12 protein-coding genes are annotated in these 12,681 nt (G+C 71.9%); 7 read left to right on the top strand and 5 right to left on the bottom strand.

Features of this window, described 5'->3' with window-relative positions:
- Window positions 1–15 precede the first annotated feature (15 nt).
- The gene (locus OG210_RS02530; RefSeq protein WP_328332835.1) at window positions 16–1,167 is read left to right on the top strand and encodes an XdhC/CoxI family protein; all 1,152 of its coding nucleotides are present in this window, start codon (window positions 16–18) and stop codon (window positions 1,165–1,167) included.
- A 157-nt stretch (window positions 1,168–1,324) separates the two neighbouring features.
- Window positions 1,325–2,821 carry a DUF6056 family protein gene (locus tag OG210_RS02525; RefSeq protein ID WP_328332837.1) on the top strand — a complete coding sequence of 499 codons (1,497 nt, stop codon included), beginning with the start codon at window positions 1,325–1,327 and terminating at the stop codon, window positions 2,819–2,821.
- Here OG210_RS02525 and OG210_RS02520 read toward each other — a convergent pair.
- The 5 genes from OG210_RS02520 to OG210_RS02500 all read right to left on the bottom strand — a co-directional run bounded on the left by OG210_RS02520 (window position 2,796) and on the right by OG210_RS02500 (window position 7,188).
- Window positions 2,796–3,290 (bottom strand): GtrA family protein, encoded by a 495-nt coding sequence (locus OG210_RS02520; RefSeq protein ID WP_328332839.1) that lies wholly within the window; start codon window positions 3,288–3,290, stop codon window positions 2,796–2,798. The genes OG210_RS02525 and OG210_RS02520 overlap by 26 nt on opposite strands.
- Window positions 3,287–4,270: a glycosyltransferase family 2 protein gene (locus OG210_RS02515; RefSeq protein WP_328335653.1), complete on the bottom strand. Its 984-nt coding sequence runs from the start codon at window positions 4,268–4,270 to the stop codon at window positions 3,287–3,289. The genes OG210_RS02520 and OG210_RS02515 overlap by 4 nt, the downstream gene beginning before the upstream one ends.
- Before the next feature lie 208 nt (window positions 4,271–4,478).
- Complete coding sequence (locus OG210_RS02510) at window positions 4,479–4,658, bottom strand: hypothetical protein (protein WP_328332841.1); 180 nt, start codon at window positions 4,656–4,658, stop codon at window positions 4,479–4,481.
- 172 nt (window positions 4,659–4,830) lie between these two features.
- Entirely contained in the window at window positions 4,831–5,337 is a 507-nt protein-coding gene (locus OG210_RS02505) for a MarR family transcriptional regulator (protein ID WP_328332843.1), read from the bottom strand.
- 57 nt (window positions 5,338–5,394) lie between these two features.
- Complete coding sequence (locus OG210_RS02500) at window positions 5,395–7,188, bottom strand: FUSC family protein (protein WP_371534908.1); 1,794 nt, start codon at window positions 7,186–7,188, stop codon at window positions 5,395–5,397.
- A gap of 381 nt (window positions 7,189–7,569) precedes the next feature.
- On the opposite strand from OG210_RS02500, the gene OG210_RS02495 reads away from it, so the two are divergent.
- The 5 genes from OG210_RS02495 (at window position 7,570) to OG210_RS02475 (ending at window position 12,573) form a co-directional block, all read left to right on the top strand.
- Window positions 7,570–8,859, top strand: coding sequence for an ROK family protein (locus OG210_RS02495; RefSeq protein ID WP_371534907.1), 1,290 nt, complete (start codon window positions 7,570–7,572; stop codon window positions 8,857–8,859).
- 352 nt (window positions 8,860–9,211) lie between these two features.
- A complete protein-coding gene (locus tag OG210_RS02490) occupies window positions 9,212–9,754 on the top strand; it encodes a flavin reductase family protein (RefSeq protein WP_328332849.1) in 543 nt (180 codons plus the stop codon).
- A gap of 49 nt (window positions 9,755–9,803) precedes the next feature.
- A complete protein-coding gene (locus OG210_RS02485; protein WP_371534906.1) occupies window positions 9,804–10,868 on the top strand; it encodes an ABC transporter substrate-binding protein in 1,065 nt (354 codons plus the stop codon).
- Complete coding sequence (locus OG210_RS02480; RefSeq protein WP_328332853.1) at window positions 10,865–11,848, top strand: ABC transporter permease; 984 nt, start codon at window positions 10,865–10,867, stop codon at window positions 11,846–11,848. The genes OG210_RS02485 and OG210_RS02480 overlap by 4 nt, the downstream gene beginning before the upstream one ends.
- Window positions 11,824–12,573, top strand: coding sequence for an ABC transporter ATP-binding protein (locus tag OG210_RS02475; RefSeq protein WP_328332855.1), 750 nt, complete (start codon window positions 11,824–11,826; stop codon window positions 12,571–12,573). Before OG210_RS02480 ends, OG210_RS02475 begins: the two co-directional genes overlap by 25 nt.
- The last annotated feature ends 108 nt before the right edge of the window (window positions 12,574–12,681 follow it).

The raw sequence follows: 12,681 nt of genomic DNA, 5'->3' as shown, positions 1-12,681 counted from the left end.
CGTGAGGAGACCGACATGCTGGACATCGCCGAAGAACTGAACCGGTGGGTCGAGCAGGGACGTGAATTCGCCGTCGCCACCGTGGTGGCGGTCGGCGGAAGCGCACCGCGCCGCCCGGGAGCCGCACTCGCGGTGGACACCGAGGGCACCGCGATCGGGTCGGTCTCCGGCGGCTGTGTGGAGGGGGCGGTCTACGAGCTCTGCCAGGAAGCCCTGGAAACGGGCCGCAGCGTCGTCGAACGCTTCGGCTACAGCGACGAGGATGCCTTCGCCGTAGGTCTGACCTGCGGCGGAGTCATCGACATACTGATCACCCCGCTCCGCGTCGGCGCAGCCTCGCGGGAGACGTACGTGGCCGCGCTGGCCGCCGCCGCGGCCGGCACGTCGGCGGCCGTAGCCCGGATCACCGACGGCCCCGACGAGCTGCTGGGCCGCGCCGTGCTGGTCCACACCGACGGATCGTACGAGGGGACGCTGGGCGGCCACCGGGAGCTGGACCGCACCGCCGTCTCCGAAGCGCTGGCCATGCTGGACGCGGGCCGCACCGAGACCATCACGATCGGTGAGGACGGCTCCCGCTGCGGGCGCCCGCTCACGCTGCTGGTCGAGTCGAGCGTGCCGCCGCCCCGGATGATCGTCTTCGGCGCCATCGATTTCGCGTCGGCCCTGGTCACCGTCGGCAAACTGCTCGGCTACCGGGTCACCGTCTGCGACGCGCGCCCGGTCTTCGCGACCGCCACCCGCTTCCCCGACGCCGACGAAATCGTCGTCGACTGGCCGCACCGCTATCTCCAGTCCACCGATGTCGACAGCAGGACCGTGCTCTGCGTCCTCACCCACGACGCGAAGTTCGACGTGCCGCTGCTGAAACTGGCCCTCACCCTGCCGGTCGCCTATGTGGGCGCGATGGGCTCACGCCGTACCCACCTCGACCGGAACACCCGGCTCCGCGACGTCGGCGTCACCGAGATGGAACTGGCCCGCCTCCGCTCGCCCATCGGCCTGGACCTCGGCGCCAGGACCCCCGAGGAGACCGCCCTGTCGATCGGCGCGGAGATCGTCGCCCACCGGCGCGGCGGCACCGGGGCCCCGCTCACCGGCGCGCACACGCCCATCCACCACGACAGCTCGACGGGCCCGGCCGGCCGGATAGGCTCCGTCGCCTGACACGCCCCCGGGCGGTGCGTGACCCGGGGGCACGCACTGCCCGGCTTCACCCGATCGGGGCAATTACGTGGCCTGAGGGGGTACGGGATGGAACGAGCAGGCATCGAATTCCGTCTTGGGGGCCGACCGGTAATAACCCCGAGAGGCAGTGGTGAACATGGCCGTCGACGCATCGAGCGTCACCGTCCCCAGGCAACCGGGCGACGGAGACCTGACGTCGAGAGGCCCCGGGCGCGGCGGACCGCTCCGGGAACTGGCCAGATCCTGGGCGCTCGTCCTCTCCCTGGTACCGCTCGGCCTGCTCGCCGTGGCGGCCTGGTACGGGCAGTATGTGCGCCCCAGCGCCGACGAGTGGTGCTTCCTGCCGTACGTACGTGACCACGGCATCTCCGGGCTCACCGGCAAGTTCTACTTCCACGACAACGGCCGGATCGCCAACGGCTGGCTCGTCGGCCTCTACGCCGAGCCGGGAGTCCCGGGCCACCAGTGGTTCGGACTGGTCAGCGGCGTGCTGATGGTGGGGCTGCTCTGGGCGGTGATCGCCCTGGCCTTCCGGGCCGGCCGGCTCACCGTGCCGCGCGGCGTACCCCTGCTCGTGGCCTCCGTCACGGCCGTGGTCTTCCTCTTCGCCACCACCAACACGTACAAGACGTTCTTCTGGCCCGCGGCCTCCGTCTCGCACACCGTGGCCCCCGTGCTCGCCCTCGCCGCGGTCATCCCGGCGCTGCTGGCCCGCAGCCCCCGGGGCAGGATCGCCGCCCTGGTCATCGCCGTGTTCGCGGGCACCTTCCTCGGGACGCTGTCCGAGGAGACCTCGGTCGTGCTCCTGGTGGTCCTGTCGGCCGTCGTGCTCTTCGCCGGCCAGGTCTTCACCGCCGACGCACGGCGCCACGTCCGCCACTGGGCGCTCGCCACGATGGCAGGAGTCGTCATCGGTGTGCTGCTGCTGGTGACGTCACCGGGCTCGCGTGAGCGCCGCCAGAAGTTCGGCGCCGGGACCTCGATGGTGTCCCCCGACTCGCTGACGACCTCCCTGCACCTGTACGTCCACATCATCTGGACGGTCGTGTCGACCTGGCAGTACCTGGGTGCGGTCGCGGTCGGCCTGGTGATCGGTCTGGTGGCGCGCCGGGAGAGGTCCGGGGCCCTGCTGCCGTGCCGCCCGTTCCTGCTCGCGGGCGTCGGCGCGCTGGCCCTGCTGGTCTCCGGCTTCCTGTGCACCGTCATCACGTACCCGGTGTTCGGGAAGCACGTCCTGACCACCCAGCGGACCTGGAACGACTATCTGCTGCTGTACGTCCTGCTGCTCGTCGGCATCGGCGCGCTGCTGGGCCGCGCGATCCGGCTGCGCCCGCAGGGGGCGCTGGCCTTGACGGCCGCGGCGGGCGTCGTCTGCGCCGGGGTCTGCGTCTCGCTGGCCGTGCCGCTGCACACCCTCGGGCACCAGATGCACGTCAGGGCCGAGAAGTGGGACCGCCAGGACCAGTGGATGCGGAAGGAGTCGGCGGCCGGGGCGAAGGTGCTGCCGTACAAGCCGCTGCATGTGGGGAAGATGCTGGAGCCGTTCGGTATGAAGCCGAACGGCTGGCCGGCGAGTTGCGTCGCCGACTACTACCACGTGGACCGGGTCACCCACGCGAAGCGGCTGCCCTGACCCGGTCCTCTCCGGGCGCGGAGGCCGTGCCCGAGTCGATGGCCCAGCGGGCCAGCAGGAACGAGACGGGAGTGACGAGGACACCGGCCGCGACAGCGGCGATGTCCTCGTTCATCCCGAGCATGCTCACCGCGAGATAGAGCAGGATTCCGCTGCCCACGACGTTGACCAGGCCGGAGACCGGGTAGCGCGCGAAGGCGCGCCAGGTGGGGCGGGTGCGGCAGGTGATGTACGAGTTGAGCAGGAACGACACGGTGATGCCCACGGCCCAGCCCAGCACATGGGCCGCCAGATACGGCATCCACTGGTTCAGCGTGGCGAACACCGCGTAATAGACGCCGGTATTGGCGACCCCGATCGCCGCGAACGTGACGAACTGCCCGAGCGTGCGGCCCTTCTTCGGGGGCGGCGGGGGCTCGGCCGGGGGCGGGGGAGGTGCGGAGGGCGTGCGGGTTTCGTCGGGGCTCATGAGGTCGGCCGCACCTGGCCCGCGGCCTCCAGCGCCGAGCGCGGCGAGAAGTCCCTGGGGCGGTCGTCGGTCTCGCTGACCACGTAGTGCGGCCTGCGCTTCGACTCGTGGTAGATCCGCCCGACGTACTCGCCGATGACCCCGAGGGTGGCGAGCTGGATCCCGCTGAGCGCGACGATCGCGGTGATCAGCGTCGTGTATCCGGGGGTGTCCACCCCGTCGAGCACGACGTTCCCGATGATGTACACCGCGTAGACGAGCGCCGAGAGGAAGAGGCAGAGGCCCGTGTGGATGGCGAGCCGGAGCGGCTTGCTGTTGAACGAGAGCAGACCGTCGATGCCGTAGTTGAGCAGGTGGCGCCCGCCCCACTTCGACTCCCCGGCCGCTCGCTCGACGTTCTGGTAGGTGAAGCTGACGGTGTCGAAACCGATCCAGGAGAAGATCCCCTTGGAGAAGCGGTTGCTCTCCGGGAGCGACAGCACACTGTCCACGGCGCGGCGGGACAGCAGCCTGAAATCGCCCGCACCGTCGATGACCTCGACGTCCATGCAGCGCCGGACGAGCCGGTAGTACGTCCGGCTGAGCGCGGACCGCAGCGCGCCCTCGCCCGTACGGTCGCGCTGGGCGACGACCTGGTCGTAACCGTGCCGGTGCAGGTCGAGCATGCGCGGGAGGAGCGTGGGCGGATGCTGGAGGTCGGCGTCCATCAGGACGGCCGCGTCGCCCGCTGCCATCCGCAGGCCGGCGAGCATCGCCGACTCCTTGCCGAAGTTGCGGCTGAAGGAGGTGTAGCGCACTCGTGAGTCGTCGGCTGCGAGCCGGCGGAGTTCACTCAGTGTCCGGTCTCCACTGCCGTCGTCGACGTAGCAGATCTCGAAGGTCTCTCCGGTCGGTTCGAGCGCGGCGACCAGCGCGGTGTGGAAGGCGCCGACCACCTCCGCTTCGTTGTAGCACGGTACGACAACCGAAAGGTGCACCATCGTCATTCACTCCGGTCTGTTTGCGAACGGCGATCTCCCTCCGGAAATCGCTACCCATGAAGAACGGTGGTGAGGGCGGCGGGGTTGCCTGTCGTGACCAAACCGATTCAGACTTTGCGTCACCGGGCCATCACGATCGAAAAGGATCCGAACGGTGGCGAGTCGGACCGGCCGCGGAGATGCGGGCCGGTGTACGGCGCAGGCCTGCTCAGGCCTGCGGAACCTTCCCGGGCGGGCGCCGGTGGGCCAGCGCGCCGTGCCAGTACTGCGCGGGGTCCGCCTGCTGGAGGGCTTCCTCGGCGAGCTTCCGCGCCTCGGCGAGCACGTCGCCCTGCTCCTGGACCAGCTGGTCGTATATCGGCGAACCTGGGGTGGAGAGATAGCTCACGGTCGTACGTTCCTTACAACTCGGGTTCCTGTCCAGCGGCTGGTGCCCGGAAAGAGCCGGACCATGCACGATCCGCCGCACCGTGCCGGGGCGGCGGGCCTCGGACAGGCGCCCGGGGAGCACCGCCCCCGCCGGACTGGCGGCGCGGGTGCGCCCCGGGCGGGCCCCGGTGTCACTCCACGAGGCTGCCCAGCCGCCCTTCGAGCAGCACCAGCAGTTCGCTCAGCGCATCGGACAGCTCGGCGCGGCCCTGGGCGTCGATCCCGTCCAGCAGGGCCGCCTCGTACCGCAGCTGGACGGGGAGCAGCCGGTCCAGCAGCGTGCGGCCCTCCTCCGTGAGGGAGAGGTGGGAGACGCGGCGGTCGCGGTCGTCCGGCCGCCGGGAGACGAGCCCGCGCTCCTCCAGCTGCCGTACGCGCTTGGTCACCGCGGCCCCCGACGCGAAGGTCTCACGGGCGATCCGGCCCGGTGTGAGCTCACGGTCCACCCTGCGCAGGGTGCCGAGTACGTCGAACTCCGGCCGGGAGAGCCCCTCCCGGCGGAGCGGTGCGTCGGCGGCCTGCTGCAGCAGCGCGGAGCAGCGGTTGAGCCGTCCGATCACCGCCATCGGGCCGGTGTCGAGCCCGGGCAGCACCTGCTCCCATTGCCGGATCACCCCCGCGACGATGTCCTCGGCCATGTACACCCTCCTCGCTCTCGGTCCGGGTCGATTCTGCCCCCTGGCGGAGCTGTCTTCCTAAGCGGCCGGTACCGGCGGCGCGGTGCGGCGTACCAGCAGTGCGAGGGTGCGGTGGCCGTCCTGCTCGGCCGAGGTGACCGGGCCGGTGGGGAGGGCGCGTTGCCACCACTCGCCGGCGGCGACATCGACTGCCTCGCGCAGCTCGACCAGCGCGAGAGCGAGGCGGTCCCGGGCCCACCCCGTGGTGTGGTCGGGGACGGCCCGCAGCTCGACCAGGCGCCGTGCGGCGGCCTCGGCCGCCGTGACACGTACCAGGGCCGCATCGATACGGTCGGTGGCCCGGCGGTTGGTGACCAGCAGGCAGCAGAGCAGCCCCAGCACCGCGCCCGTCAGGGTGTCCAGGGCGCGGTCCGCGATCAGGGTGCGGGCGGGCATGGCGGTACCGAACTCGGTCAGCAGCAGTGCCATCGGGGTGACGCACACCGACCCCAGCCAGTAGTTGCGGGTCATGAAGGCCTCCGCGCCGAGCTGGAAGGCCAGCGCCAGCAGCACCATGGCGAGCCGGCCGGTGTGGATCAGCGGAAGAAGCCCGAAGTAGAGGGCCAGACCCAGCACGTTGCCGATGAGGCGCTGGACGGCCCGCTGCCAGGAGAGCGTGATGTTGGCCTGGAAGAGCGAGGCCGCTGTGACCACGGCCCAGTACGGGTGCCCCACCCCGGCGGCGAGCGAGGCCCACCCCGCGAGCGCGCACCCGGCGGCCACCCGCGCTCCGATGGGCAGCAGCGGGGACCCGGGACGCAGCCGCGCCAGCACCGGCCGGATCCCGTGGGCGCGGTCGGGCGGCGGGAGCCTCAGCCGGAGGGCGAGCGCCCGGTCCTCGGCGGGGGTGAGCCCGACCGTGGGCAGCGACCTGCCGCGCCGCAGGACGCGCGCCAGGTCGGCGCACCGCTGCGCCTCCCTGCCGGGATCCGGCACCGGGCCCGGAACAGGGTGCGTCACGGGGCCGGGCACGGGGCCCGTCATGAGGTCCGGGGCCCGGTCAGGAGGCGGGCCGGCGGCTCGGTCCTGGGCCAGGAACGCCGCCGGCGCGGCCAGCGCGGACTCCGCGTGGACGAGCAGTCGCTCCAGCGCGGCCCGCTCCTCGTCTCCCGACCGGACGAGGAAGAGCGTGTGCCAGGCGGCGTTGACGGCCGCCGCTGTGGCGCGCCGGCCGGGGAGCGAGCCGCGCTGTTCCGCGCGCCACAGCGCGGCAGCCGCCTCCAGGGCCCGGGCGACCGCGATCCGCTCCGGCCCGCGCGGGCGGAGCAGCACCGGAGCCATCCCGACGGCCCAGGCCACCGCTCCGCCGCCGAGCGCTAGGGCCAGATGAAGGGGCAGCTGCCCCAGGTGCTGGGGGACGAAGAAGGCGGATGCGGCGATGAACGTGAAGATCAGATTGCCCGGCGGTCCGATCCGGGTCGCGTCGCAGGCCATCTTGTGGACGGCGGCCAGCACCGAGGCGAGCAGCACCAGCAGGGCGGGCGAGGTGATCAGCGATGCGCCCAGCAGCGCGGCGGCGAGGCTCGCGACCATGCCGAGCACCACCCACACCAGCGTGCGGGCGCGTGCGGCGTAGGGCAGGCCGTGCGCGTACAGGGCGCACATCGCCCCGGCCGACGTGTAGAGGACGAGGTCCATCCGGCCCAGCGCGAGCAGCGCCGCGTCGGGTACGGCGATGGCCACCGCCGCGCTGAGTGCGGGCTTGTGCCAGATGTCGGCCGGGCGCCTCAGCGTGAAGGTGGTCCTGACGGGGAGCGGGCGGATCCGCGGGGGACGTGCGCCCTCCGGTCCTCTCCTGGCGTGCTTGGGCATAGTAAAAGGTTAGCAGGTGTTTTACTCGTAAAGGAGGTGACCGGTGCGGAGCCCTTTCGCTGCCCCGGCTGTCCATGATGTGGTCGGCTGTTTGACCGGGTTCAGCCGTGCCGGATACGTTGCGCGCCATGCAGCCTTCCGCACACCTGACGACGCGTGGTCATGTCGACCTGAAGCGTGTGTGCTCCGCCGCGTGTCACCGGGCCTGACCGCCCTGGGTGTACGCGCCGCCCGCTGACTTCACCTCCCCGCACCGGTTTCCCGGGCCGCGCGCCGCCTTCCCGGAAGAAGCAGAGCTCCGCCGGCCCTCGTCGGCGGGGTCTGCCGTGTGGGCTCCGCAGCGGAGCCCCGTACCGCAGTGCCACCCCACCGAGCAACGGGATGCCATCCGTGGACCGTCCGCCCGCGCCCGCCCGCCGCCCCGTCCCTGTCCGCCGTCCCACCCCTGTCCGCCGCTCCGACATACCGGCCGCCGGACCGCAGCGCCGTGCTGCCGGTGCCGCCACCGGCGCCGTACTCGCCGCGATCCTCGACCACGGTCCGGTCGCCCGCTCCACCGTCGCCCGTCTCACCGGTCTCTCGCCCGCATCGGTCACCGGTCACTCCAGGCAGCTGCTGGCACGCGGGCTGATCCGGGAGGCCGCGGAGACCGCGGGGCCACGAGGTCTGGGGCGGCCGCACATCCCGGTGGAGATCGATACCGGCCGGTGTCTGGTGGCCGGTGCGCACATCGCCGTGGCGCACTCGACGCTCTCCCTGATGGATCTGCGGGGCCGGGTGGTGGCCGAGGTACGGCAGCCCCACCGGGACACCGGCCCCCGGCCGGTGCTGCGCGCACTGGCCGCGCGGCTGCCCCGGCTGGTGGCCGCGCACGCGGGCGGCAGGGCCGTACTCGGGCTCGGTGTGGCCACCGGGAACCGCGTCGACCCGGCGGCCGGGACGATCGTGGACCATCCGCAACTCGGCTGGCGCGACGTGCCGGTACGCGAGTACCTCACCGCTGCCACCGGGCTGCCGGTCCATGTCGACAGCCACGCGCGGGCGTTGGCGCGTGCGGAGCAGATGTTCGGTGAGGTGACCACCCGTACCAGCGCGGTCCTGCTCTTCGTCGGCGCCGTCATCGACGCGGCCTTCACCTCCGCCGGAACCGTCCATCTGGGGCCGCGCGCCGGGGCGGGGAGTGTGGCGCATCTGCCGGTCGGCCCGGACCACGGGGCCTTCACCTCCGCCGTCTGCGCCTGCGGCAGGCCGGGTTGTCTCCACTCCGTGGCCTCGGAGTCCGCACTGCTGAGCCGGGCCGCCGAACAGGGGCTGTACGTAACGGTGTTCAGGGAGCTGCTCGATCTGGCCCTGGCCGGTGAACCCCGCGCACGGGAACTCTTCAGGCGCCGGGCCCAGTACGTCGGCCGGGCGGCGGCCCTGCTGCTGGACACCTTCGACCCCGAAATCCTGGTGGTCGTCGAGCCGGGAGCCGCCCGGCTGCCGGAGTGTCTGGCCGTGCTGCGGGCGGAGGCGGGCGAGCGCTCTCTGGTCTGCGACGACCCCGAACAGACCGTGGTGCCCGGCACGTTCACCGAATCGGTGCTGGCCACCGCAGGCGGCGCGGTGGCACTCGGCGCCCTGTACGCGGACCCGCTCGGCCCCTGGCCGGTGGTGACCGCCGCCTGCTGACGCTCCCCGCGGTGCACCGAATTAATTCAGAAGGTTGCATTGTTGACCCGGCGGGAAAAAGGACGCGAGGATGGATTCATGACCGGACCGCAGCGTATTCGCCAGTACATGCCCTACGGGGTGTGCGACTGCCGTGCGGCTGCGTCGGCCGGCGTCCTCGCCCGCCTTTTCTGTTGTCGCTCCGGCCGGGTGTCCCGATAGCCGCTGGGCGTTCTCGTCCGCTCCGTTGATGAGCGTACGCAATCACCGCTTTCCCGGTTCTCGCTTTCCTTCCTTCCTCATTCTTCTTTCCTGTCCCAGGTGTGCCGGGCCGATCCGTCATGCCTGCGGGCCGATTCCTCCTGGGGAGATCATGACCGTCACTGCCACTCCTGCCACTCCGTCCCCCGCGCCGGCCACGTATTCCCCTCCCGGCATTGCTCCGGGAATCGCTCCCGAGCGGTTCCGGCAGGTGTTCCGCCGCTATCCCGCCGGGGTGGTCGCCGTGACCGCCGACTCCGGCCGGGGGCCGGTCGGGTTCACCGCTACGTCACTCACCTCGCTCTCCCTCGACCCGCCGCTGGTGTCCTTCGGGATCGCGGTGACCGCCTCCAGCTGGCCGCACATCGAGCGCGCCACGACCGCCGTCGTCAACTTCCTCAGCTCCGAACAGGAGTCGCTGGCCAGGACGTTCGCGACCAGCGGCATCGACAGGTTCGCCGCGCCCACCGAGTGGCGGAGGCTGCCGGGCGGCGAGCCGGTGCTCGGCGGGGTGGCCGGCTGGCTGCGGCTCGGCGTCGAGCAGATCGTGCCGGCCGGGGACCACCGGATCGTGGTGGCCCGGGTCGAGGACTCCTGGCTCGACGAGAGCCGGCGCCCGCTGGTGTTCCACGACGGCAACTACCTGCCGCTCTGAGCCTGTTGACCGTTCCGCCGTCCGTACCGCCCACTGATCAGGAATCACCATGCCAGTTTTCCCGCCATCGGCTCCCGCCGGCCGCAGGTCCTTTCTCGCCCTCATGGGCGGAGCGGCACTCGGCCTCGCCGGCTGCGCCCCACAGACCACGACGGCCGCCAGCGGGAAACCGCTCGGAAAACTCCCGTCCGGCGCCCCGCCACCGGGAACGGAACTCTCGGTTGCGGTACGGACCACAGAACTCCAACTCGCCCCGTCCGGGCTGAAAAAGGATCTGCGGTTCACCGTCTCCGACTGGCCCAATCTGACTGCGGGCCCCGATATCATCCAGGGATTCCGTGCTCACTCCATCGATCTCGCGGCCAATGCCGGAATTCCCCCGGTCCAGGCCGCCGCGATCGGGGTCGGCGCGCGGATCGTGGCGGTCCAGGAGCGCGACCACCCGTCGTACGTCTTCGCCACAGCGCCCGGCTCGTCGATCACGAAGGCCGGAGACTTCCGGGGAAAGAGGATCGGCTTCTCGCAGGGCCAGGCCCAGGGCGTGGTCGTCCTGCGGGCCTTGAAGAAGGCCGGTCTGCGCAACAGTGACGTCACCCTCGTGGCCCTGCCCAGCACCCAGTTCCTGACCGCGCTCCAGTCCAGGCAGGTGGATGTGGCCCCGCTCGCGGAGCCCACGCTCACCAAGTACCTCAGGCAGTACGGCAAGGACGGCGCCCGGGGCGTGCACACCGATGTGGTCGACCTGCTCACCGTTCTCTGGGCACCTGACGAGGTGCTGGACGACCCGGCCAGGGCCGCCGCCGTCCGTGACTTCATCCCGCTCTGGGCCCGTGGCCAGGTCTGGGCGTGGGAGCACCCCGACCGGTGGATCGACCGGTACTACGTCAAGGACCAGGGCGTCACGGCGGCGGACGGCAGACGCATCGTCGCCTCACTCGCCAGACCGGTCTTCACTACGCGCTGGGACCGGGCGATCGCCTGGGAACAGGAGACCGCCGACCTGCTGGCATCGGGCGGTTTCGTACCCCGGCAGGACGTCACCAAGCTGTTCGACCGGCGCTTCGAGCGGCTGGCCGCCGAGGCCGTACCCGCCGCCTACCGGGAGGGATCATGACCGGAGTACTGCCGAACACCCGCGTCCGGGAACCGGCGCACGCCGAGCCTGTGCAGCCCGGGTCCGTGCAGACCGAGCCGGCGCAGTCCGGGTCCGTGCAGACCGGGTCCGGGCACCCCGAGGCCGCGCACGCCGAGTTGGCGGACCCCGGCTCCGTACACCCCGCACCCCGGTCCCGCACCAGGTCTCCCGGCCGGGCCACCGGCAGGCGGCTGGGGCCCGGGCGGGCCGTGCCCTTCGGCCGGTTGATCGGGCCCGCGCTGGTGGTCCTCGTCTGGTGGGCCTCGTCGGCACTCGGCTCTCTCGACCCGAGGATCCTCTCGGGGCCCGGCACCGTGCTCTCCACCGCGGGCGATCTGGCCGCCGACGGACGGCTCCAGGCGAACATCCTGGTCTCGCTCCAGCGCGCCGGGCTCGGTCTCCTCTTTGGGGTGGCGGCCGGGACGGTCCTCGCGGTGGCGGCGGGACTGAGCCGCACCGGTGAGTACCTGCTCGACGGCCCGCTCCAGATCAAGCGGGCCATTCCCTCGCTGGCGATGCTGCCGCTGCTGATCCTCTGGCTGGGCATCGGCGAGGAGATGAAGGTCACCGTCATCGCCCTCGGCGTCGCGGTGACCGTGTACGTCAACACGTACGCCGCGCTGACCGGCATCGACAGCCGCTATGTCGAACTCGCTCAATCCCTCGGGCTCAGCCGCCTCCAGTTCATCCGCAAGGTGGTCGGCCCCGGCTCGCTGCCCGGCTTCTTCGTCGGGCTGCGGCTCGGCGTGACCGCCTCCTGGCTCGGCCTGATCGTGGTCGAGCAGATCAACGCGACCAGCGGAATCGGCTACATGATGTTCCAGGCTCAGCAGTACGCACAGTCCGACGTCATCATCGTCGGTCTGGTGGTCTACGGGATCTTCGGCTTCGTATCGGATGCCCTGGTCCAGGCGATCGGAAGGAGGGCGCTGTCGTGGCGACGCACCCTGGCGGGCTGACCGGTACGCGTCCGGCGGCCGTACGGATGACGAAGCTGGTGCGCCGCTTCGGCGACCGGACCATCCTGCACGAGCTCGATCTGACGCTGGGCCGGGGCGAGTTCACCGCTCTGCTCGGCCGCAGCGGCTCGGGCAAGTCCACCCTGCTCCGGGCCGTGGCCGGCCTCGACCACGCGGTCGACGGCTCGGGCGGACTCAGCGTCCCCGAGCGGGTGTCCCTCTCCTTCCAGGACTCCCGGCTGCTGCCCTGGCTGCGCCTCCTGGACAACGTGGTGCTCGGGGTGCGCGGTCCCGGGGCCCGGGAGCGCGGGCTGACCGCGCTCGACGAGGTCGGCCTGGCGGGCCGTGAGCGGTCCTGGCCGCACGAACTGTCCGGCGGCGAGCAGCAGCGGGCCGCACTCGCCCGCGCCCTGGTCCGCGATCCCGAACTGCTGCTGGCCGACGAGCCGTTCGGCGCACTGGACGCACTCACCCGGCTCAGGATGCACGGGCTGCTGCGCGAGCTCTACGAACGCCACCGGCCCGCCGTGCTGCTCGTGACCCACGATGTCGACGAGGCGGTCGAACTCGCCGACCGGGTCCTGGTCCTGGAGGGCGGCCGGATCTCCCTGGACCTGACGGTCGGCCTCGCCGCACCCAGGAGCCGGCGCGATCCCCGGTTCCAGGAGTACCGGGACACCCTGCTCGCCGCCCTCGGCGTGGCAGAACCCCAGCCCCAGCCGTAGGCCCAGCGCTTGCCCCGGGCGCCCGGTCGTCCCCGCGCCCGCCCGCCGCACCCCCTGGCCACCCCGCGCGCGTACCTCCACGTACCCCGCGCGCATACACCCGCGTAC

It is taken from the genome of Streptomyces sp. NBC_00466 (assembly GCF_041433995.1).
GTDB lineage: Bacteria > Actinomycetota > Actinomycetes > Streptomycetales > Streptomycetaceae > Streptomyces.
Note: the sequence above shows the minus strand (reverse complement) of the source record. Positions and strands in the feature narration are given on the sequence as shown.